Below are 20,657 nucleotides of genomic sequence, written 5' to 3'. Positions count from 1 at the left end.
TCGGCACGGTCGCTTTTTTTATATACAAAAAAAGCCTCGCCAGTTGGCGAGGCCTGAGTCAGACGCTGATAACGGCTAGTGCGCTGCTTTTCCGCCCTGGTCGACGAAATATTTCATCTCGTTCATGGCGTCATAGACGTAGCTGTAATTAGGATGGCCGCTCGCCTGTCGGTTATGGCGGTCCAGGTAGTGGCTTATCCCTACGCCGTTTACGGTATAGATATTTTCCGGCGTGCGCACGGCGTAAGCGCTGTAGCTGGACATCAGCAGCCACTTACGTTCCGGCATCTGGCTGAACAGATCGTAGCCGGTGGCGTAGTCGCGGGTATCATTGGCAACGTGCAGATAGTGTTTCATCAGCGACGGTACCACATCTTCGTGGCTGGTGAGCTTACTGGCATTTTCGCGCAGTCTGCTATCGTCTTTCGCGCCGACAATTATAAAAGGCACTTTGGTCTGGGCATCGGTGAAATTACCGTTGTGGCCCCAGAAGCCCATCTTATTGTCGTTCATTTCCTGAGCGTGATCGCCGGTCAGGACTATCAGCGTGTTATCCAGATCGCCGGAGGCGGCAAGCTGATCGTAAACCTGCTGCAACAGTTGATCGATGTAATACACGCTCTGCTTATAACGATTGAACAGCGGTGTCGGATCGGTGTCGTTCTTCAGCGTCATATAGTTCAGATCGTTAACCGGCCCGAATTTTAACTCCGCATCTTTTGGAAAGTCGTAGGCGTGCGCCGAATCGTAAAACAGGAACGAAAAGGTTGGACGGCTGGCGTCGCGCTTCTGGTACCATTCGCGCCAGTCTGTGGTCAGACGGGCATCGCGCTCCGGCGTGCTCTTACCTTCGCTATTGATGCGCAGGTTTTTAATGGTGGCGAAAACCGTGCGATCGAATTCCGGGAAGGTCACTTTGGCTGAGGTGAATATCCCGATGTTGTAATCTTCTTTCTGCATAGTCGTGACAAATAGCGACGGAATGCTGTTATTCAGAAAGGGTTGCCAGTAGGTTCCGGGGATACCGTAAAACAGACCGAAGATACCGGTTCGGGTGGCGTTGCCGGTGGAATAGTGATTATTAAAAGCGACGCCGTTATGTTGTTTAACAAAGTTCCAGGTATTCGGAGAGACGGATTCGCTAAAAGTATCGAAACGCCAGGAGTCCACCACAATAAACATAATGTTGGCAGGTCTTTTATTTTCCGGATTAATCACCAGTTCCCGTAATGGATAACGAATATGCTTCTGTGAATCGGGGTTGGCCAGCAGATTACGGTGCTGGCCATCTTTGTCAAAGAAACCCATGATTTTCTTTGACGTCAGAGGGTAATAAAGCGGCAGATACTCTTTCACCACCATAATGGGGGAGTACGCATAGTAGAACGCGATCATATAACCAATATTCCCCACCAGCAGGGCGCCGACCAGAAATAGCGATGTGGTCAGCATCATACGGGATTTGGGCGCGTGGCGTTGCGCACGTTGGGTCAGTTTGCGGTCTATCCAGGTCGCGGCCAGGTATTCGATGGCGAATACCCCGATGACAAGCGCGCCCATCATCAGCCAGGTCGCAAAGGAGAAATCCACCACCTGCCCAAACAGCACCATCATCAACACCGATTCATTGATGTGGAAACGGTACTGCTCAAAGACGATAGTGTCGACATAAAGGGCGATTTGTGCAAAGCCGAACACGATGGCCAGTAGCGAGTATCTGACATATTTATTTAGCCACAGCAGAGGCGTACAAATCAGAAACAGGATCAGATACAGCGAGAAAAAGTGACCCAGTACGGCAAAAAAGGAGAAGGTGCCGCCGTAAAGGGTAACCGATGCCCCTGGCACCATGAAATATCTGATGGCAATAAGGGCGGAAAGAAAAACATTAAATAACGTAAAAAGAAAAAGCTTTCTCATGAAGATACCTGGTTTTTATAAATATATTAACCGACGGTTACATTTCCTTTATGCATGAATAATCAGCACGCCAGGAAGTAGGGCTCGTCATTATAAGGAGCGTGCTCGAATGAAACCAGTCTTATTATGGTTTCCGTCGTCCCGGAAATAATTCGCTACGTGGTTATATCAACGCAGTAAAGTTATTTTTAAATTTTGTTTATGGTTTGTTTATCTTCGGTGAAAGAATAGGCTGTATGGATAAGAAAACACCGCCCTGGCGGCGGTGTTTTGATCACAGATTTCAGCGAAGGCGGATTACTTCTTCGCGGCGCGCTCGAAGGAAGAGATGATTTCAGCTTTCGCGGCTTCGGCATTGTCCCAGCCGTCGACTTTCACCCACTTGCCTTTTTCCAGATCTTTGTAGTGCTCGAAGAAATGGGTGATCTGCGCTTTCAGCAGTTCCGGCAGGTCGTTCACATCTTTAATGTGATCGTACTCTTTGCTCAGCTTAGTGTGCGGTACGGCAACCAGTTTGGCGTCTTCGCCGGATTCGTCGGTCATTTTCAGAACGCCAACCGGGCGGCAGCGGATGACGGAACCCGGTTGCAACGGATACGGCGTTGGAACCAGAACGTCTACCGGATCGCCGTCCAGGGACAGCGTATGGTTGATATAGCCGTAGTTGCACGGGTAGAACATCGCGGTGGACATGAAACGGTCCACGAACAGGGCGCCGCTCTCTTTATCCACTTCGTATTTGATAGGGTCGGCATTGGCCGGAATTTCGATGATGACGTAGATGTCTTCCGGCAGTTCTTTGCCTGCGGGAACGTTGTTTAAGCTCATGTCTGTTTCCTTTGAAATGTGTAGCAAACACGTGGCGGGTATTATAGCTAACTGGTGCTGAAAGTCTTTGCCTGTTTTGGTTTCTGCCAGCTTCTCGCTCCGTTTTCGGAGCGTTTCCATAACCTAAAAATCCATAAACACAGTCGGTTTTTTCATGACAAAGTGAAAGCGATTACAGATTTTTATTTAACTATTTATTCACGTTGCTGAAATGTGAAGTTGCGCAATGAGTCGGGTTTCTTATTGTCTATAGTTTGTTCACATATTTTTGTTAACCAATAATTAACAACCTGAGGGGATGGGGATATGTGGAAACGTTTACTTCTTGTGACGGCCGTTTCAGCAGCCATGTCGTCTATGGCGCTGGCCTCTTCTTTAACCGTCGGCTTTTCGCAGGCCGGATCGGAGTCCGGCTGGCGGGCGGCGGAAACCAATGTGGCGAAAACCGAAGCGCACAAGCGTGGTATTACCCTGAAAATTGCCGACGGTCAGCAAAAGCAGGAAAACCAAATCAAAGCCGTACGTTCATTTATTGCTCAGGGCGTGGACGCCATCTTTATCGCACCTGTCGTTGCAACCGGGTGGGAGCCGGTGTTAAGGGAGGCGAAAGACGCGGAAATTCCGGTCATCCTGCTCGATCGCTCCATCAATGTAAAAGACACATCGCTCTATATGACCACGGTGTCGGCGGACAACGTTCTGGAAGGCAGGATGATCGGAGACTGGCTGGTGAAGCAGGTTGATGGTAAGCCGTGCAACGTGGTTGAGCTGCAGGGCACGGTGGGGGCCAGCGTGGCTATCGATCGTAAGAAGGGGTTCGCCGAGGCTATCGGCCAGGCTGACAATATCAAAATTGTCCGTTCCCAGTCCGGCGACTTTACCCGTACCAAAGGTAAAGAGGTAATGGAAAGCTTTATCAAAGCGGAAAACAACGGCAAAAACATCTGCATGGTGTATGCCCATAATGATGATATGGCGATCGGCGCTATCCAGGCCATCAAAGAGGCGGGCCTGAAGCCGGGGCGGGATATTCTGATAGGCTCGATTGACGGCGTGCCGGACATCTATAAAGCGATGCTGGCCGGCGAAGCGAACGCCAGCGTGGAGCTGACGCCAAATATGGCGGGCCCGGCGTTCGATGCGCTGGAGAAATTTAAAAAAGACGGCACCCTGCCTGAAAAAATGACCATGACGAAGTCCATTCTCTACCTGCCGGATACCGCGAAACAGGAATTAGAGAAGAAGAAAAATATGGGTTACTAAAGTCTTCCCCTCTCCCGGTGGGGGGAGGGGCGGGGTGAGGGGAAAATATGACCAGGCCACACCAGGCGCTCCTTCGTACCGAAGGCCTTAGCAAATCCTTTCCCGGCGTCAAGGCGCTGGATAACGTCGATTTTTCCCTTAATCGGGGTGAGATTATGGCGCTGCTGGGGGAAAACGGCGCCGGGAAGTCAACGCTAATCAAAGCGCTAACCGGCGTATATCAACCCGATCGCGGCACTATCTGGCTGAATGATGTCGCGATTGCGCCGAAAAACACCGCCCACGCGCAGAAATTAGGGATCGGCACGGTGTATCAGGAAGTGAATCTGCTGCCGAATATGTCGGTGGCGGATAATCTGTTTATCGGCCGCGAACCCCGTCGCTTTGGTCTGCTCAGACGTAAAGAAATGGAAGCGCGCGCCACTCAGCTTATGGCCTCTTATGGCTTTTCACTCGATGTCCGCGAGCCGCTGCACCGGTTTTCTGTCGCGATGCAGCAGATAGTCGCGATTTGTCGTGCGGTCTCCCTTTCCGCCAGCGTGCTGATCCTGGATGAACCCACCGCCAGTCTTGACGCCCAGGAGGTGGAGCGGCTGTTTACGCTGATGCGCCAGTTGCGCGATCGTGGAGTGAGCCTGATCTTCGTGACCCATTTCCTCGATCAGGTTTATGCGGTGAGCGATCGCATTACCGTGTTGCGCAACGGTAGCTTTGTCGGCTGTCGTGAAACCCGCTCTCTTGAGAAGATCGAACTGGTGAAGATGATGCTGGGGCGCGATCTGATGGATAACGCTTTACAGCGCGCGGGCCGCACCCGGTTAAGCGATAAGCCTGTTGCGGTGTTCAAAAATTATGGCAGGAAAGGGACGATAGCTCCATTCAATCTGGCGGTGCGTCCCGGCGAGATTGTCGGTCTGGCAGGGCTTTTGGGTTCGGGGCGTACCGAAATGGCGGAAGTGATCTTCGGCATTAAACCCGCCGACAGCGGTAGCGTTCAGATAAAGGGGCGAGCTCAGATGCTGCGGTCGCCCTGGCAGGCTTCACGACTGGGAATAGGTTTTTGCCCGGAAGACCGAAAAACCGATGGCATTATTGGTGCTGTATCGGTGCGCGAGAATATTATGCTGGCGCTCCAGGCCCAGCGCGGCTGGCTTAGGCCCATCTCCCGTAAGGAACAGAATGCGATCGCCTGGCGTTTTATACGCCAGCTTGGCATCCGTACGCCAGACGCTGAACAGCCGATTGAATTCCTGTCGGGTGGCAATCAGCAGAAGGTGCTGTTGTCGCGTTGGCTGCTGACCAAACCCCGCTTCCTGATCCTCGATGAACCAACGCGCGGTATTGACGTTGGCGCCCACGCGGAAATTATCCGGCTGGTGGAGTCGCTGTGCGCCGACGGTCTGGCGCTGCTGGTTATCTCTTCCGAGCTGGAAGAGCTGGTCGGCTATGCCGATCGCGTCATTATTATGCGCGACAGGCGGCAGGTGGCTGAGATCCCGCTGGCTGAGCTGTCGGTTCCCGCCATCATGACGGCCATTGCGACATAGGAGGTAAAGCGTGATGGGTTCGACTGTACCTCAAACCGGGCAGCAGAAGCGGCGCTTTAGCTGGCCTACAGGCACGCCGCAAATTCTGGCTCTGTTGCTGATTCTGGCGGTGGATAGCCTTGTTGCGCCGCATTTTTTTCAGATAGTCCTGCAGGATGGTCGCCTGTTCGGTAGTCCGATCGATATCCTCAACCGTGCGGCGCCGGTGGCGCTGCTGGCCATTGGCATGACGCTGGTGATCGCCACGGGCGGTATCGATCTTTCCGTCGGCGCTGTGATGGCGATAGCTGGCGCTACGGCGGCCACGATGACGGTTGCCGGGCATAGTCTTCCCGTGGTGTTACTGGCGGCGCTGGGCTCTGGCGCACTGGCGGGGTTGTGGAATGGCATTCTGGTGGCTGTTCTCAAAATTCAGCCGTTCGTTGCGACGCTTATCCTAATGGTGGCCGGCCGTGGAGTGGCGCAGTTGATCACTGCCGGTCAGATAGTCACCTTTAACGATCCCAGCCTCGCATGGTTGGGCAGCGGCTCGCTGCTGCTGTTTCCTGTGCCGGTCATTATCTCGCTGGTGACGCTGCTGTTGTTTTGGCTGCTTACGCGCAAAACGGCGCTGGGCATGTTTATTGAAGCGGTAGGCATTAATATCCGGGCGGCCAAAAATGCCGGGGTGAAAACCCGAACCATGGTCATGCTGGCCTATATGCTGAGCGGAGTTTGTGCGGCGATCGCCGGCGTTATCGTGGCGGCGGATATTCGCGGCGCGGATGCGAACAACGCCGGTTTATGGCTGGAGATGGATGCGATTCTGGCGGTGGTTATCGGCGGCGGCTCGCTGATGGGGGGGCGCTTTAACATGACGCTCTCCGTCGTTGGGGCGTTGATTATTCAGAGTATGAATACCGGTATCCTGCTGTCCGGTTTTCCACCGGAGCTTAACCTGGTGGTAAAAGCGATAGTGGTGCTTTGCGTGCTGGTTGTTCAGTCGCCGCGCTTTATCGGCCTGATTAAAAGGGGGCGAGCTAATGATAAAACGTAATTTGCCGTTAACGATAACCCTGGGGGTGTTTGTGCTGGGCTATCTCTACTGCATGATGCAATTCCCGGGCTTCGCGACGACGCGGGTTATCTGCAATATTCTGACTGATAATGCTTTTCTGGGGATTATTGCCGTTGGAATGACCTTCGTTATTCTGTCTGGCGGTATCGATCTCTCGGTAGGATCGGCCATTGCGTTTACCGGGGTGTTTCTGGCGCAGGCGATTGGTGCCTGGGGGATATCGCCATGGCTGGCGTTTTCGCTGGTGCTGATCGTGGGCTGCGTCTTCGGCGCCTTGATGGGGCTTTTGATCGATGCGCTGAAGATCCCGGCGTTTATCATCACGCTGGCCGGCATGTTCTTCCTGCGCGGCGTCAGCTATCTGATCTCTGAAACATCGACTCCTATCGATCATCCTGTCTACGATATGCTTTCTGGTCTGGCGTGGAAGATCCCCGGCGGCGGGCGGCTTAGCGCCATGGGGCTGCTGATGCTGGCGGTGGTGGTCATCGGTATTTTTCTGGCTCATCGTACCCGTTTTGGCAATCAGGTTTATGCGATTGGCGGAAATGCCACCTCGGCGAATCTGATGGGGATCTCAACGCGCGCCACTACTATCCGTATCTACATGCTTTCGACCGGGCTGGCGACGCTTGCGGGGATTGTCTTTTCCATTTATACCCAGGCCGGTTATGCGCTGGCAGGCGTCGGGGTGGAACTGGATGCGATAGCGTCGGTGGTGATCGGCGGTACGCTATTGAGCGGTGGGGTTGGCACCGTGCTGGGCACGTTATTCGGCGTAGCGATTCTGGGGTTGATTCAAACCTATATTAATTTCGACGGTACGCTCAGCTCCTGGTGGACGAAAATCGCCATCGGTATTCTGCTGTTTGTGTTTATCGCTCTTCAGCGCGGGTTAACGCTACTGTGGGAAAACCGTCAGAGTTCGCCTGTGACGCGAACCACGGCGCAGTGATTTGCAGATAGCCCCTCTCGCGAGAGAAGGGCTTTATGACCGGGGAAATTAATCGTCCGGGAATTCACGAATGAAGCGCTCGACGTCGTCCACCATATGGGTGTTGCCGACGAAGAACGGCCGGCGCTGATGCAGGCTTTCCGGAATGATATCCAGGATGCGCTCTTTACCATCGCTGGCCTTGCCGCCCGCCTGTTCGGCCAGGAAAGCCATCGGGTTGCACTCATACAGCAGACGCAGCTTGCCCTGCGGGTGGCTGGCGGTGCTGGGGTAGAGATAAATCCCGCCTTTCAGCAGGTTACGGTGGAAGTCAGCCACCAGCGAACCGATATAGCGCGAGGTGTAAGGGCGCTGGGTCGCTTTATCCTCTTCCTGGCAGTACTTGATGTATTTCTTCACGCCCATCGGGAATTTAATGTAGTTCCCTTCGTTGATGGAGTAGGTGTTGCCTGCTTCCGGGAAGCGCATACGCTCCTGGCTGACGCAGAACACGCCAAGGGAAGGATCGTAGGTGAAGGCGTGTACGCCGCAGCCAGTGGTGTAGACCAGCATGGTGGAAGAGCCGTAAACCACATAGCCTGCCGCGACCTGACGGCTGCCCGGCTGCAGGAAATCCTCTTCGGTGACTGGCGTGCCAACTGGCGTCACGCGGCTATAGATAGAGAAGATAGTGCCGACGGAGACGTTAACATCGATATTGGAGGAGCCGTCCAGCGGATCCATCAACACCACGTATTTCGCGTGTTCGCAGCCTTCGAACACCACGATTTCGTCCTCTTCTTCAGAGGCGATACCCGCCACGATATCGCGGGCCTTCAGCGCGGCCTTCAGTTTTTCATTGGCGAACAGGTCGAGCTTTTGCTGCACTTCGCCCTGAACGTTTTCGGCGCCGCTGGCCCCCAGAATATCAACCAGTCCGGCTTTGTTGATATCACGATGGATAATTTTAGCGCCGAGTTTTATCGCTGAGATAAGCGCGGTCAGCTCACCGGTCGCATGAGGAAATTCATGCTGCTTCTCAACAATAAATTCACCTAACGTCTTCATAACACGATCCCTGCATCAGTCGGTTAAAAAAAAGTGGGGGTTAGCTTAACAAACATTGAACACTCTGCGCTCAGGTGAATCGCATCAGCAGACACCAGAAAAACCTGAAATCAGGTGCCACTGCGCGGACATATGGGTAGAATGTGCGCCGAACCAAACAAAGAGTAGTGACTATGCGCATTCATATTCTGGGGATTTGCGGCACCTTTATGGGCGGGCTGGCGATGCTGGCGCGCTCGCTGGGCCATGAGGTAACCGGCTCGGACGACAATGTCTATCCGCCGATGAGCACGCTGCTGGAACAGCAGGGAATCGAATTAACCGAGGGTTATGATCCCGCGCAGCTGGAGCCGCGGCCGGATATGGTGATTATCGGCAACGCGATGACGCGCGGTAACCCTTGCGTGGAAGCGGTACTGGAACAGGGGATTCCCTATATGTCCGGGCCTCAGTGGCTGCATGACTTCGTGCTGCGCGATCGCTGGGTTGTGGCGGTAGCCGGCACTCATGGCAAAACCACCACGGCAGGCATGGTCACCTGGATTCTGGAATCCTGCGGCTATCAGCCGGGCTTTGTCATCGGCGGCGTTCCCGGCAACTTCGATGTGTCGGCGCGGCTGGGCGGCAGCCCGTTCTTTGTGATTGAAGCCGATGAGTATGATTGCGCGTTCTTCGACAAGCGTTCCAAGTTTGTCCACTACTGCCCGCGCACGCTGATTCTCAACAATCTTGAGTTCGACCACGCCGACATCTTTGACGATCTGCGCGCTATCCAGAAACAGTTCCACCACCTGATCCGCATCGTACCGGGGCAGGGGCGGATTATCTGGCCGGAAAGCGACGCCAATCTGAAGCAGGTGCTGGGCATGGGCTGCTGGAGCGAACAGGAACTGGTGGGCGAACAGGGCCACTGGCAGGCTAAGAAGGTGAGCCAGGACGCATCCCACTGGGAAGTGTGGCTGGACGGCGAACGCGTCGGTGAAGTGAACTGGCAGCTGGTGGGCGAGCATAATATGCACAACGGTCTGATGGCCATTGCCGCCGCGCGTCATGTCGGCGTAACACCGGACGAAGCGGGTCGCGCCCTGGGCAGCTTTATTAACGCCCGCCGCCGCCTGGAGCTGCGCGGCGAAGCGAACGGGGTAACGGTGTATGATGACTTCGCTCACCACCCGACGGCGATACTGGCCACCCTGGCGGCGCTACGCGGTAAAGTGGGCGGCACCGCGCGCATTCTGGCGGTGCTGGAGCCGCGCTCCAATACCATGAAGATGGGCGTGAGCAAGGACGATCTGGCGCCTTCGCTGGGCCGTGCCGATGAAGTCTTTCTGTATCAGCCGCACCATATTCCGTGGCAGGTTTCCGAGGTTGCAGATGCCTGCATCCAGCCTGCGCACTGGAGCGCCGATGTCGACGCGCTGGTAGAGATGGTGGTGAAAAGCGCCCAGCCGGGCGATCACATCCTGGTGATGAGCAACGGCGGCTTCGGCGGCATCCACCAGAAACTGCTGGATGCCCTGGAAGCCAAAGCGCGCAAGGCATAGTTCCACGCCGTAATCCCCCTCTCCCCAGTGGGGAGAGGGCCGGGGAAGGGAAATCTGTCGTTACTGCTCTTCTGCCAGCTCCCGCAGATACTGGAAAATCTGGCGCGCGGATTTCGGCGGCTTACTGGTCGCTTTCTCTTTCTTCGCGTTACGGATAAGCGTTCGTAGCTGCTGGCGATCTGCCTGGGGCCACAGATTCAGCACCTCGGCCATGGCCTCGTCGCCTTCATCGACCAGTCGGTCGCGCAGCGCTTCCAGTTTGTGAAACAGCGCCACCTGCTGGTTATGGCGGTTCTTCAGTTTATCCAGCGCCTGGCGGACAGGCTCCACATCGCGGCTACGCAGCATCTTGCCAATCAGCTGCAACTGACGGCGGCGGCCCTCTTTCTTAATGCGGCTCGCCAGCTCGATGGCATCGCGCAGCTCTTCGTCCAGCGGAATTTTATCCAGGGCGTTTTTCCCCAGCTCGACCAGCTCGGCACCCAGACGCTTGAGCTCTTCGGCATCACGCTTGATTTCGCTTTTGCTGACCCAGATTATCTCGTCGTCATCGTCATGCTCATCAGGAGACACATCGTCGAGCCACTCTTCTTCATGCTGTTTCGTCATCTCAGGCTCCTCAAAAAAAGAGGCTAATACTAGCAAAGAGTTCTCTGTTAGACTCAAAAAAGACGTCTTTAATTTTCCTGCGGTTAGGCGCGTCGTCGGCGTTGCCTGACCCACACCTTACATTATGGCATTGGCGATGAAAGTAATCACTCAGGTAGCGCAACAACGTAAAGCACTGGAACAGGCCGTGGCGCAGGCGCTGGAACTGGCGGCACAGCGTACGGACGGCGCGGAAGTGGCGGTCACCAAAACCACTGGCATCAGCGTCAGTACTCGCTACGGTGAGGTGGAGAACGTTGAGTTCAACAGCGACGGGGCGCTGGGCATTACCGTCTATCACCAGAACTGTAAAGGCAGCGCTTCTTCTACGGATCTTAGCCCGGATGCTATCGACAGAACCGTACAGGCGGCTATCGATATCGCCCGCTATACCTCGCCGGATCCCTGCACCGGCGTGGCGGAAAAGGATCTACTGGCCTTTGAGGCGCCGGATCTTGATTTATTCCATCCGGCGGAGATCGATCCCGAGCAGGCCATTGAACTGGCGGCGCGCGCCGAAAATTCGGCCCTGAAAGCGGATAAGCGTATAACCAATACCGAAGGTGGCAGCTTTAACAGCCACTACGGCATTAAGGTGTTCGGTAACAGCCACGGCATGCTGCAAAGCTACTGTTCGTCGCGCCATTCGCTGTCGAGCTGCGTGATTGGCGAAGAGGACGGCAGTATGGAACGCGATTATGCTTATTCCATCTCCCGCGAGCTGGAGGCGCTGAAAAGCCCGGAGTGGGTCGGCGAAGAGTGCGCCCGCCGCACTCTGGCACGCCTGGCGCCGCGTAAGCTACCGACCATGAAGGCACCGGTCATTTTCGCTGCGGAAGTGGCGACCGGTCTGTTCGGCCACCTGGTGGGCGCTATTAGCGGCAGCGCGGTTTACCGTAAATCAACCTTCCTGCTTGATGCGCTGGGCCAGCAAATTCTGCCGGACTGGCTCACCATTGAAGAGCATCCCCACCTGCTTAAGGGGCTGGCTTCCACGCCTTTCGACAGCGAAGGGGTGGCGACCAGGCAGCGCGAAATTGTAAAAGACGGTGTGTTGCAGCAGTGGCTGCTGACCAGCTACGCCGCCCGTAAGCTGGGGCTGCACAGCACCGGCCACGCGGGAGGGATCCATAACTGGCGCATAGCGGGTCATGGTCTGAGCTTTGACGGCATGCTCAAAGAGATGGGCACCGGGCTGGTTGTGACCGAACTGATGGGCCAGGGTGTGAGCGCCATCACCGGCGACTACTCCCGGGGCGCTGCCGGTTTCTGGGTGGAAAACGGCGAAATTCAGTATCCGGTGAGCGAAATCACCATTGCCGGAAACCTGAAGGACATGTGGCGCAATATCGTCACCACCGGCGACGATATCGAAACCCGTAGCAATATTCAGTGTGGTTCGGTGCTGTTGCCGGAGATGAAAATCGCCGGGCAGTAAGCTCCCACTCCCTAAAGGCCGCCCGCGCGGCCTTTTTTATAAAGAAAAAAACGTAAGAGGAAGCAAGCAATGCGAAAACCTGTCATCGCCCTGTTGACCGCCGGCGTGCTGCTGGCCACCAGCGCCAGCGCGCTGGCGCGGGATCTGGAAGAGGATATGGATATCCTGAACGACAGTTATAAAACGGTGCTGAAAACCGACGACCTGAGCGAGATGAAAACCGAGCTGACCACCATGCGTGCCGCGGCGATGGATGCCATGAACGCCACGCCGCCGAAGCTTGAGGATAAAGCGCCGGATAGTCCGGAGATCCAGGAATATCATAAAGGGCTGACGCTGCTGGTTGGCCAGATCGATGGCGCGCTAAAGCTGGCGGATGAAGGCAAACTGCCGGAAGCCCGTGCGGCGGCTAAAGAGTTTAAGCAGACCCGGGACACTTATCATAAGAAGTTTCGCTGATCCGGCGCGTGCGCGATAATGGGCCTGGCCGGAGGCACCGGCCAGCTCGAACGATATCCAGGAGAAGAGAGTGGGTAATTTCAGTGGGCTGACTCAGGGCGGGCTGAATTTTCTGCAGCAGCTCAGCCAAAATAATAACAGGGAATGGTTTAGCGAAAACCGCGCGGTTTATGATCGGGAAATTATCGCGCCGCTGCGCGAGCTGGTGGACGACCTGGCCGCCGATATGCTGGCTATCGACGATCGATTCGAAGTGCGCCCGGCGGTCACCAAAACCATTTCGCGCATCCACCGTGATACCCGCTTCTCGCTGGATAAATCCCCCTATCGCAGCAATGTCTGGATTGTCTTTAAACGGCCGCGCAAGGTGTGGACCGACTCGCCGGTTTTCTTCTTCGAATTCGCCAGCGACAACTGGCGCTTCGGCATGGGCTATTACAGCGCCTCGCGCGAAACCATGAATCGCCTGCGTGAGCATATCGCCGACAACCCGCGCAGTTTTTTGCAGATGGCCGGGAAGATCCGCAAACATTTCGATTTGGAAGGGGAATCCTACAAACGACCGCTGGTAAAGGGGCAGGCCCCGGAGCTGGCGGAATGGGTCAACCGTAAAACCTTTGCGCTGATAGACCAGCGTTACGATATGGCGCCGCTGTTTTCCGGCCAGTTGCCAGGGCTGCTTCGCGATGGCTTCCAGCGCCTGGAACCGCTGTATCAGCTGCTGGTTCAGTTGGAAAACCAGAGATAGATTTGGCTCATCATGGGTTGGTCAGCAAAGAAAAACGCCGCGATTTCAGGGAACGGTGCAGCGATAAGGAATTTATGATCCGGCGTTAAAAGAGGGAAGGCGATTCCTTTCTTATTAACTCTTGACTCCAGACAAGGTTGGCACCCTTTCTCCCTCTCATAATCACCCTCTTTATTCCCTTGATGGTGCGATCGTATGGTTAATCAACTCAACCTTAACTGGCCTGAGTTTTTAGAGAAATACTGGCAGAAACAGCCGGTGGTGCTGAAACAAGCCTTTTCGAACTTTGTCGACCCGATCACGCCAGATGAACTCGCCGGGCTGGCGATGGAAGTCGAAGTCGACAGTCGTCTGGTGAGCCAGAAAGAGGATAAATGGTACGCCAGTAATGGGCCATTTGAGCACTTTGACGGGCTGGGGGAAACGGGCTGGTCGCTACTGGTGCAGGCGGTAAACCACTGGCACGCGCCTTCAGCAGAGCTGGTACGCCCCTTCCGCGTCCTGCCTGACTGGCGTCTTGACGACTTGATGATCTCCTTTTCCGTTCCGGGCGGCGGCGTCGGGCCTCATATCGACAATTACGATGTCTTTATCATTCAGGGTATGGGGAGCCGCCGCTGGCGCGTCGGCGATGCATTGCCAATGCGGCAGTTTTGCCCTCATCCCGCGCTGCTGCATGTCGATCCGTTCGAACCGATTATCGATGAAGATCTGGAGCCGGGTGACATTCTGTATATTCCGCCTGGTTTCCCTCACGACGGCTTTACTCACCAAACCGCGCTTAACTATTCTGTGGGCTTCCGGGGGCCGAACGGTCGCGATCTGATCAGCAGTTTTGCGGACTATGCGCTGGAGCACGATCTTGGTGGTACGCACTATAGCGATCCGGATCTGACGGTACGCGATCATCCAGGACGGGTGGAAGAGTATGAGCTTGAGCGTCTGCGCGCCATGATGATCGACATGATCAATCAGCCGGAAGACTTTAAAAACTGGTTTGGATGCTTTGCCACCACGCCCCGCCACGAACTGGATATTGCGCCAGCAGAGCCCCAGTACGAGAAAGAGGAGGTACTTGACGCACTAATGGCGGGGGAAACGCTGACGCGTCTGAGCGGCTTGCGTGTGCTGCATATTGGTGACCACTTCTTTATTAACAGCGAATGCTGGGATACCGCAGATGTTCGTGCGGCGGATGCGCTGTGCCGCTTTAGCGAATTAGGCAGCCAGGAGCTGGGCGATGCGCTGAAAAACCCGGCGTTTGTGGCTGAGCTGACGGCGCTGATCAACCAGGGATACTGGTACTTCGAAGGGGCGTGATTGCCGCTCCGCGCTTATGGGATACCCGGCATAGGTGGCCGCTAACGAACTGACCTGCGCGGGGGCGGCGGCGGGTATCCCTCAGGGTGTTCAGCCAGCGTTTAGTCGTTTCTGAACCGCGTCCAGCGCCTGCTGCGCGCACTGTTCGTCCAGGTGGCCGCCGGGCGCGCCGGCAACGCCGATGGCGCCAATGGTCTGCTGGCCCACTTTCACCGGCAGACCGCCGCCCAGCAGCAGGAATCCGGGAATCTCTTTCAGGTTGGCTGCGCCTGCGTTCTGCTGAGCGTTTTTCATCACCGCGCTGGTAGCGTTGCGGGTGGTCAGGGCGGTGAAGGCCTTCATTCTGCTGCCGTCGATGGTATGGGGACCGGCGTTATCCATCCGTTTAACTGTTCTGATAACGCCCGCGTTATCCACGACCGTGACCGCCACGTTATAGCTCTGCGCGCTGCAGGACTGAATGGCCGCAGCGGCCAACCGATCGGCCAGTTCCAGCGAGAGACTTTTTTGATTCAGTACGTCGGCGGCGAAAGCGGGAGAGGCGGCAAGGCTGCCGAGCAGCACGCCGGTAAACAGCAGGGATTTCATCATGAGCCTGATTCCTTGTTGATCTGTTGTCGTCAGGAACAGCCTAAATGAGGGCGGGAATCAGTGCTATTCGGGCGATTACCAGGGGCTCCTGGTAATTTTACCTGGTGCTGCTCTCGTTGGGCGGCGTCAGCCCGCCGTACAGGCGAATCAGCTTCGCCAGCGAATTAACCCCCAGTCGGGCGAAGGCGTTGGCCCGGTGAGCCTCCACGGTGCGCGGGGAAAGCGCCAGCTCCCGGGCTATCTCCTTATTGGTTTTGCCTTCCACAATCAGAGCGATAACCTGCTGTTCCCGTGCCGATAGCGTGGCGAGCCGGGTTTGCAGTTCGGCGGTTTTTTGCTGCTGTTGCAGAGCGTATCGCCGCTGCTCCATGGCCGCGCCCACGGTATCGAACAGCGTATCGGCATCGATGGGCTTGGTCAGAAATTCGAAGGCGCCGTTCTTAAACGCCCTGCGACACAGATCGATATTGCCGTGGCCGGTCATAACGATCACCGGAATCGTCAGTCCCTGGTGGCGAAACTCCTCCAGTAGCGTCATGCCGGTTTTGCCCGGCATACGGATATCCAGCAGCAGACAGCCGGACAGCGCGGTCAGGTCGACTATCGTTTCCTGAAACTGCTGCACGCTGGCGAAGGTTTCGGTTTGCCAGCCTACCGTCGCCAGCAGCGCGCTCAGGGAGCAGCGAATCGCCTCGTCGTCGTCAATCAGATAAATACGCTGCTGCATCATGCCTCCGTGGTTCTTAAGGGCAGCCATACCGTAAAGCAGGCGCCCTGGCCGGCGAGATTGCGCACGCTAATGGTGCCGTTCAGCCTTTGTACCAGGGTTTCGGTCAGCGCCATGCCCAGGCCCAGACCCTGTTCGCGGGTGGTGAAAAAAGGCATAAACACCTGCTCCAGCGCCTGCTGCGACAGCCCCGGGCCGCCGTCGCTGACTTCAATGGTCACGCCTTCGCGCTCCTGCCGGGCGGCGATGGCCACCCAGGCTTCGCCCGCGTTCATTCCCTGCTGAGCCTGAATGGCATTACTGAGCAGATTATGCAGGATCTGCTCGATATACAGCGGTATGGCGACGATCTCCGGTAAATCGTCGGGGAGCCGGGCGATCAGCTTCACCTTGCCCTGACGTCGTTCGGTTTCCAGCAGTTGAGCGGTATGGCGCCAGATGTTCCCCAGACTGACCGGCTGCGGCGCTACCTGCTCGCTGCCCAGACGCTGGCGGAAAGCCTGGATCAGTTCACCGATGCGCTTGATCTGCACTACCGCCGCATCCAGCAGCGGTGCGGCGTTTTGCGGCTGCCGTTGATTAATCAGGCGCAGCGCCGCCTGGTTATAGCTCAGGGTAGCGGTCAGTGGCTGATTTAGCTCGTGAGCCAGTCCGGCGGCGATTTCGCCTAACGCGTTCAGGCGCGTCAGCTCTGAAAAACGGGCGCGCAGATCCGCCAGTTCGCGCTGTCGCTTCTGGCGCTGGTACTGACTGATAAAGTAAATCGCCGCCGCCCAGAACAGCAGCGTCGCCAGCATCACCAGCCACGGCATATCGCGCCAGTTCGGATTGTTACCGGCAGACAGTACAAAAGGCTGCGAAGGGCTGGCCAGCTTCTTGTCCCAGCGCCAGTGGAACGGTGCCCTGGCATCGCCACGGCTTATCAGCGTCTGCTGTTGCCAGTGAATGCTGAAGGTCTGAAAGCGGTGGCGATGGAGCAGGGTATCCAGCAGCGGGTTGAGGTCGATAAGCAGGGAATAGTGCTGACCGCTGAGCCAGTACTGGCCGTTGCCCGCGCTGACCAGCGAACCGGCGGGGCGCTGCGCCGGGCGCGACTCCCAGCGTATCACCTGGGGAAATCGCTGCTGAACCAGCTCAAAGGCGCCATGGGCGGAAAGCAGCGACAGGATCACATCGTTCTGAACCAGCTTGACCGAAATATCGCGATACAGAATGCGAAACTGCTCACTCTGCTTTTCATACTGTTGCTGCAACGCGTAATTAGCCAGACCAAGGCAGGAAAATAGCGACAGCAGCAGCCAGATAAGCGTTCTGACCATCACTTTTCCTTTAAACATGGTGCGCCTTTGCAGTGTGGAAAGAGGTTTATTAAAGCGGCTATTGACGACAGTGTCTATTGACTTTCAGCGTACCGCTCACCGATGCCGCAACTCCCTTCCCGAGATAGGGATCGCAAAACTTAATATCCATTATTACTGTGCGGTCTGTTTCACTTTCGGAAATCGAAATCAGGATGGCGTCCAGCGCGCCGTCGTTCAGCATGCCGGGCCTCTTCCAGACCGCGATCCACCGCCGTTACCGCCTGTTGACAATACTGCTGGAGCACCAGCGCCGCTGGCTGAGACACCTGGTTGCATCCCCGGTGGGCGAACAGCGGGTAGCGTACCTCCTCTTCCAGCGAATGCAGCGCCCGGTGCATGCTGACGCTGATTAATCCCTGCGCTTCTGCGGTGCGGGCGATGTTGCCTTTTTCCATAAAGGTCAGAAAGACCAGCAGTTGGCGGAAAGTGATTTCGTGTCAATTCGCATCGCGATAAGTTTTTTAAATATCAGAAGGAAAATAGTGCGCCACATCTCAAAACAGATCATCAGGTTTGCATGCTGCTTTGGGCGAAATGAGGGGGATTTATGTGATTAATATCACATAAATGGGCGGATAAATCTTAATGTCGGGGAAATATGTGGAACCGATCACTTAGGGCAGTGCCATTTCCACTTCGAAGTGGAAAACAACTCGCTACAAACCTTGCGCTTCTACCTATAGGTTAAAAGGCATCCCAATTAATAAGGTATCTAGCGTGGAAAACGGAGCGGTAATGGTTAATGAGACCAGCAGCCAGAATGAGCAGGTAGCCCGCCTTGGGGAAGAGATGCTGGCCTGGATTAAGGCGCTGCTGAAAGAGCATGGGATAGTCCCGAACGCTGTGCAGGAGCAGATGCTCGATTCGCACGTCAGGGCGATGGCGTTCCGGTCGGTGACCGGCGAACCGTTGCCGGAAGTGGACGCCAGCCTGTTTGACGAGATTTCGCAGGACTCTATGCAGCTTGCGGAACAAGTGGTAGCGAAGTTCGGCAACCTGCCGATCGAAGAGGCCTGGCTGCTGTCGGTGCATTTCGAAGTGGCAAGAGATAACGATTAACGGATCAGGAGTAACAACATGGCACAGATTACGGTAGTGATTGGCGATCGTCTGGGTAAAGGCCAGAAAGTGGCAGAAGGCGTGGAAAAGGCGGGCGGTCGCGCGGTGGTTATCCCGGGCGTGGCGGCGGATATGAAGCTGGGCGACGTGATGAAAGCGGAAGAGGCCACCTTCGGCATCTCTTTTTGCGGTAGCGGCGGCGCGGGCGCGATTACCGCCCAGAACAAGTACGGCTATAAAGCGAAATACGGCATGCGTTCAGTAGATGAAGGCGTGACCGCCATTAACGAAGGCTGCAACGTGCTGGGCTTCGGTTTTATGGATAAAGAAGAGTTAGGCGAACGTCTGGTGCAGGCCTGGCAGAAGAAATACGGCGCCTGATTATGAAAGAGCACTTCACCACCACGGTGAGAGTCACCGGCAAAGGCGACGCGAAAGCGAAGGCCTTTGCCGACGCCCTGAGCAAAGTTCAGGGCGCAGTGATGAAATCGACTCCCCAGATTTTGCTGCGCATTGAACCCCAGGATGTCGAGGTGATTCAGGCGCAGGTCGCGGTACGCACAGAAGCGTTTCTGTTTTTCTTTCTGCGCCGGGAGAGGCGGGATTTCAGCATTGAGCTGGATGTCACAGTGAAGGTGACGGCAATCAATCTCGACAAAGTGGATTTTGTCGAGAAAACCTAAGTAATCTTAATAAAAGGGCAGAGTGATGTTCTTAATTATATTAATAAAATCGCTCATCATCGGCGCGCTGGTCGGCGTGGGTGTGGGCGCCGGAGCGGCACGAATGTTTCACGCGCCCACCACCCAGGGGATGGGGGCGTTTCGTACGCTGGGGGAACTTAACTCCTGTGAGGGAGACCCGGCCTCTCACTTCTCATTTGGTCTGGGCTTCTTCTTTAACGCCTGGGCATCGTCAGTGGCCGCAGGCGCTTTCACCCAGGACGTAGACCACCGCATTATCCCTAACTGGGCGGCGGCGGTGCTGATGATTAAAAACCGCGATGTGGCGCAAACGCTGCACGATCCGAAGAAGATGGCTATTGCCGGCGGCATCATCGGTATGGTGGTAGTGGCCTTCCTGAACCTGACCGCATCGTCAGTGCCAGAAGCGCTCCAGGTCACGGCAGTGAAGGTACTGGTACCGGCGGCTAATCTGCTGGTCAACATCGTAATGCCGGTTATCTTCTGGCTGGCGGCTATCGATGCCGGTAAACGCTCTGGTTTCTGGGCCACCATTTTTGGCGGTCTGGCGCAGCTGATTATGGGCAACGCCGTACCGGGTCTGGTACTGGGCATCCTGATCGGCAAGGGCGTGGAAGAGAGCGGCTGGAACCGCGTCACCAAAGTGATGATGAGCGCCATTATCGTTCTGTTCGTGATGAGTGCCTTCTTCCGCGGCTTCGATATGAAACTGCTGGAATCCTTCCACCTGGGCGTGCCGAACTGGCTCGAACTGATTCATAACTCGATGAGCGGCAAATAAGGAGCGCGAAAATGGAACAGAATAAAGGTTTCTGGTATGCCGACTGGTCGTTCCCGATCTTTGTTGGCCTGCTGTCCGCTGGCGTCTTCGCCGGTACCCACATGTACTATATACACGGTATTGGCGCCTTTAACGAAGTGGCCTTCGTGGCCATGCTGAAAGCGGGGATGGATACCGGCGTCTACGGCGCAGTAGCGGCCTTTGGCGCCAGCTTCCTGTTCGCCCGTATTATCGAAGGCTCGCTGGTAGGGATTCTGGATATCGGCGGGGCGATTCAAACCGGCATTGGGCTGGGCGTACCGGCGCTGCTGCTGGGCGCAGGCTTTGTCTTCCCGGTAGCGAACTTCGCTGCCTCGCTGGCGACCGGCCTGGTGCTTGGTCTGGCTGTTGGTTACGTGATTATCCTGGCGCGTAAGTTCACCGTAAATCAGGGCAACACCACCTACGGCGCCGACGTGATGATGGGTGCCGGTAACGCCTCCGGCCGCTTTCTGGGGCCTCTTATCATCCTGAGCGCGATGGGCGCTTCCATTCCGATCGGCGTGGGTTCGCTGCTTGGCGCGCTGGGATTCTATATCTGGCAGAAGCCCATTACCGGCGGCGCCATCCTCGGCGCTATGGTGTTCGGTTACTTTTTCCCGGTCGCTATCTAATGACTTA

General features: G+C 55.9%; 22 protein-coding genes. 14 read left to right on the top strand and 8 right to left on the bottom strand.

Annotated features, from left to right (window positions below):
• Positions 1-75: 75 nt before the first annotated feature.
• Together V3W49_RS03570 and ppa are read right to left on the bottom strand one after the other, a co-directional pair.
• The gene (locus V3W49_RS03570) at positions 76-1,920 is read right to left on the bottom strand and encodes a DUF3413 domain-containing protein (RefSeq protein ID WP_500143741.1); all 1,845 of its coding nucleotides are present in this window, start codon (positions 1,918-1,920) and stop codon (positions 76-78) included.
• A gap of 297 nt (positions 1,921-2,217) precedes the next feature.
• Complete coding sequence (gene ppa / locus V3W49_RS03565; RefSeq protein WP_500143740.1) at positions 2,218-2,748, bottom strand: inorganic diphosphatase; 531 nt, start codon at positions 2,746-2,748, stop codon at positions 2,218-2,220.
• Between the two features lie 306 nt (positions 2,749-3,054).
• Between ppa and ytfQ the strand changes: the two genes are divergently transcribed.
• From ytfQ to yjfF, 4 genes are read left to right on the top strand one after another with little or no spacing between them, the layout of a single operon-like run.
• Positions 3,055-4,011, top strand: a complete 957-nt coding sequence (gene ytfQ / locus V3W49_RS03560) for a galactofuranose ABC transporter, galactofuranose-binding protein YtfQ (protein WP_500143739.1) — start codon at positions 3,055-3,057, stop codon at positions 4,009-4,011.
• 47 nt (positions 4,012-4,058) lie between these two features.
• The gene (locus V3W49_RS03555) at positions 4,059-5,558 is read left to right on the top strand and encodes a sugar ABC transporter ATP-binding protein (RefSeq protein WP_500143738.1); all 1,500 of its coding nucleotides are present in this window, start codon (positions 4,059-4,061) and stop codon (positions 5,556-5,558) included.
• 10 nt (positions 5,559-5,568) lie between these two features.
• Complete coding sequence (gene ytfT / locus V3W49_RS03550) at positions 5,569-6,594, top strand: galactofuranose ABC transporter, ATP-binding protein YtfT (RefSeq protein WP_500143737.1); 1,026 nt, start codon at positions 5,569-5,571, stop codon at positions 6,592-6,594.
• Positions 6,581-7,570 carry a galactofuranose ABC transporter, permease protein YjfF gene (gene yjfF, locus V3W49_RS03545; RefSeq protein WP_500143736.1) on the top strand — a complete coding sequence of 330 codons (990 nt, stop codon included), beginning with the start codon at positions 6,581-6,583 and terminating at the stop codon, positions 7,568-7,570. The genes ytfT and yjfF overlap by 14 nt, the downstream gene beginning before the upstream one ends.
• Positions 7,571-7,618: 48 nt before the next feature.
• On the opposite strand, the gene fbp is transcribed toward yjfF, so the two are convergent.
• Positions 7,619-8,617: a class 1 fructose-bisphosphatase gene (gene fbp, locus V3W49_RS03540; protein ID WP_500143735.1), complete on the bottom strand. Its 999-nt coding sequence runs from the start codon at positions 8,615-8,617 to the stop codon at positions 7,619-7,621.
• 173 nt (positions 8,618-8,790) lie between these two features.
• Between fbp and mpl the strand changes: the two genes are divergently transcribed.
• Positions 8,791-10,161: a UDP-N-acetylmuramate:L-alanyl-gamma-D-glutamyl-meso-diaminopimelate ligase gene (mpl, locus tag V3W49_RS03535; protein ID WP_500143733.1), complete on the top strand. Its 1,371-nt coding sequence runs from the start codon at positions 8,791-8,793 to the stop codon at positions 10,159-10,161.
• A gap of 60 nt (positions 10,162-10,221) precedes the next feature.
• Here mpl and yjgA read toward each other — a convergent pair whose 3' ends face one another.
• On the bottom strand, positions 10,222-10,770 hold the full coding sequence (yjgA, locus tag V3W49_RS03530) for a ribosome biogenesis factor YjgA (protein WP_500143732.1): 549 nt from the start codon (positions 10,768-10,770) through the stop codon (positions 10,222-10,224).
• Between the two features lie 124 nt (positions 10,771-10,894).
• Between yjgA and pmbA the strand changes: the two genes are divergently transcribed.
• From pmbA to V3W49_RS03510, 4 genes are all read left to right on the top strand, one after another.
• Positions 10,895-12,247, top strand: a complete 1,353-nt coding sequence (gene pmbA, locus V3W49_RS03525; RefSeq protein WP_500143731.1) for a metalloprotease PmbA — start codon at positions 10,895-10,897, stop codon at positions 12,245-12,247.
• A 69-nt stretch (positions 12,248-12,316) separates the two neighbouring features.
• The gene (gene cybC / locus V3W49_RS03520) at positions 12,317-12,706 is read left to right on the top strand and encodes a cytochrome b562 (RefSeq protein ID WP_500143730.1); all 390 of its coding nucleotides are present in this window, start codon (positions 12,317-12,319) and stop codon (positions 12,704-12,706) included.
• A 70-nt stretch (positions 12,707-12,776) separates the two neighbouring features.
• Entirely contained in the window at positions 12,777-13,454 is a 678-nt protein-coding gene (locus V3W49_RS03515) for a DUF2461 domain-containing protein (RefSeq protein WP_500143729.1), read from the top strand.
• Positions 13,455-13,649: 195 nt separating this feature from the next.
• Positions 13,650-14,774 (top strand): ribosomal protein uL16 3-hydroxylase, encoded by a 1,125-nt coding sequence (locus tag V3W49_RS03510; protein ID WP_500143728.1) that lies wholly within the window; start codon positions 13,650-13,652, stop codon positions 14,772-14,774.
• A gap of 90 nt (positions 14,775-14,864) precedes the next feature.
• Here V3W49_RS03510 and V3W49_RS03505 read toward each other — a convergent pair whose 3' ends face one another.
• The 4 genes from V3W49_RS03505 to V3W49_RS03490 all read right to left on the bottom strand — a co-directional run bounded on the left by V3W49_RS03505 (position 14,865) and on the right by V3W49_RS03490 (position 17,866).
• The gene (locus V3W49_RS03505; protein ID WP_500144012.1) at positions 14,865-15,362 is read right to left on the bottom strand and encodes a GlcG/HbpS family heme-binding protein; all 498 of its coding nucleotides are present in this window, start codon (positions 15,360-15,362) and stop codon (positions 14,865-14,867) included.
• 100 nt (positions 15,363-15,462) lie between these two features.
• Positions 15,463-16,092, bottom strand: a complete 630-nt coding sequence (locus V3W49_RS03500; RefSeq protein WP_500144011.1) for a response regulator transcription factor — start codon at positions 16,090-16,092, stop codon at positions 15,463-15,465.
• Complete coding sequence (locus tag V3W49_RS03495; RefSeq protein ID WP_500143726.1) at positions 16,092-17,429, bottom strand: sensor histidine kinase; 1,338 nt, start codon at positions 17,427-17,429, stop codon at positions 16,092-16,094. The genes V3W49_RS03500 and V3W49_RS03495 overlap by 1 nt, the downstream gene beginning before the upstream one ends.
• A gap of 152 nt (positions 17,430-17,581) precedes the next feature.
• Positions 17,582-17,866 (bottom strand): hypothetical protein, encoded by a 285-nt coding sequence (locus V3W49_RS03490; RefSeq protein WP_500144009.1) that lies wholly within the window; start codon positions 17,864-17,866, stop codon positions 17,582-17,584.
• Between the two features lie 304 nt (positions 17,867-18,170).
• Here V3W49_RS03490 and V3W49_RS03485 point away from each other — a divergent pair, with 304 nt between their 5' ends.
• From V3W49_RS03485 to V3W49_RS03465, 5 genes are read left to right on the top strand one after another with little or no spacing between them, the layout of a single operon-like run.
• Positions 18,171-18,512 carry a glycine dehydrogenase gene (locus tag V3W49_RS03485; RefSeq protein WP_500143725.1) on the top strand — a complete coding sequence of 114 codons (342 nt, stop codon included), beginning with the start codon at positions 18,171-18,173 and terminating at the stop codon, positions 18,510-18,512.
• A gap of 18 nt (positions 18,513-18,530) precedes the next feature.
• The gene (locus tag V3W49_RS03480; RefSeq protein ID WP_500143724.1) at positions 18,531-18,893 is read left to right on the top strand and encodes an SFCGS family glycine-rich protein; all 363 of its coding nucleotides are present in this window, start codon (positions 18,531-18,533) and stop codon (positions 18,891-18,893) included.
• On the top strand, positions 18,893-19,195 hold the full coding sequence (locus V3W49_RS03475; RefSeq protein ID WP_500144006.1) for a DUF4312 family protein: 303 nt from the start codon (positions 18,893-18,895) through the stop codon (positions 19,193-19,195). Before V3W49_RS03480 ends, V3W49_RS03475 begins: the two co-directional genes overlap by 1 nt.
• Positions 19,196-19,220: 25 nt before the next feature.
• On the top strand, positions 19,221-19,997 hold the full coding sequence (locus V3W49_RS03470; RefSeq protein ID WP_500143723.1) for a DUF4311 domain-containing protein: 777 nt from the start codon (positions 19,221-19,223) through the stop codon (positions 19,995-19,997).
• An 11-nt stretch (positions 19,998-20,008) separates the two neighbouring features.
• The gene (locus V3W49_RS03465) at positions 20,009-20,650 is read left to right on the top strand and encodes a DUF4310 family protein (protein WP_500143722.1); all 642 of its coding nucleotides are present in this window, start codon (positions 20,009-20,011) and stop codon (positions 20,648-20,650) included.
• The last annotated feature ends 7 nt before the right edge of the window (positions 20,651-20,657 follow it).

It is taken from the genome of Rosenbergiella sp. YN46, from assembly GCF_036620675.1.
Taxonomy (GTDB): Bacteria; Pseudomonadota; Gammaproteobacteria; order Enterobacterales; family Enterobacteriaceae; genus Jejubacter.
This window is presented reverse-complemented; position numbering and strand designations above follow the sequence as displayed.

Bases quoted from the DNA above. Each gene is read 5' to 3' on its own strand.
- V3W49_RS03470 (WP_500143723.1), top strand. From the start codon at position 19,221: ATGTTCTTAATTATATTAATAAAATCGCTCATCATCGGCGCGCTGGTC.
- ppa (WP_500143740.1), bottom strand. From the start codon at position 2,748: ATGAGCTTAAACAACGTTCCCGCAGGCAAAGAACTGCCGGAAGACATC.
- ytfQ (WP_500143739.1), top strand. From the start codon at position 3,055: ATGTGGAAACGTTTACTTCTTGTGACGGCCGTTTCAGCAGCCATGTCG.
- V3W49_RS03495 (WP_500143726.1), bottom strand. From the start codon at position 17,429: ATGTTTAAAGGAAAAGTGATGGTCAGAACGCTTATCTGGCTGCTGCTG.
- V3W49_RS03465 (WP_500143722.1), top strand. From the start codon at position 20,009: ATGGAACAGAATAAAGGTTTCTGGTATGCCGACTGGTCGTTCCCGATC.
- yjgA (WP_500143732.1), bottom strand. From the start codon at position 10,770: ATGACGAAACAGCATGAAGAAGAGTGGCTCGACGATGTGTCTCCTGAT.
- pmbA (WP_500143731.1), top strand. From the start codon at position 10,895: ATGGCATTGGCGATGAAAGTAATCACTCAGGTAGCGCAACAACGTAAA.
- V3W49_RS03480 (WP_500143724.1), top strand. From the start codon at position 18,531: ATGGCACAGATTACGGTAGTGATTGGCGATCGTCTGGGTAAAGGCCAG.
- yjfF (WP_500143736.1), top strand. From the start codon at position 6,581: ATGATAAAACGTAATTTGCCGTTAACGATAACCCTGGGGGTGTTTGTG.
- V3W49_RS03505 (WP_500144012.1), bottom strand. From the start codon at position 15,362: ATGAAATCCCTGCTGTTTACCGGCGTGCTGCTCGGCAGCCTTGCCGCC.
- V3W49_RS03500 (WP_500144011.1), bottom strand. From the start codon at position 16,092: ATGCAGCAGCGTATTTATCTGATTGACGACGACGAGGCGATTCGCTGC.
- fbp (WP_500143735.1), bottom strand. From the start codon at position 8,617: ATGAAGACGTTAGGTGAATTTATTGTTGAGAAGCAGCATGAATTTCCT.
- V3W49_RS03555 (WP_500143738.1), top strand. From the start codon at position 4,059: ATGACCAGGCCACACCAGGCGCTCCTTCGTACCGAAGGCCTTAGCAAA.
- cybC (WP_500143730.1), top strand. From the start codon at position 12,317: ATGCGAAAACCTGTCATCGCCCTGTTGACCGCCGGCGTGCTGCTGGCC.
- V3W49_RS03510 (WP_500143728.1), top strand. From the start codon at position 13,650: ATGGTTAATCAACTCAACCTTAACTGGCCTGAGTTTTTAGAGAAATAC.
- mpl (WP_500143733.1), top strand. From the start codon at position 8,791: ATGCGCATTCATATTCTGGGGATTTGCGGCACCTTTATGGGCGGGCTG.
- V3W49_RS03570 (WP_500143741.1), bottom strand. From the start codon at position 1,920: ATGAGAAAGCTTTTTCTTTTTACGTTATTTAATGTTTTTCTTTCCGCC.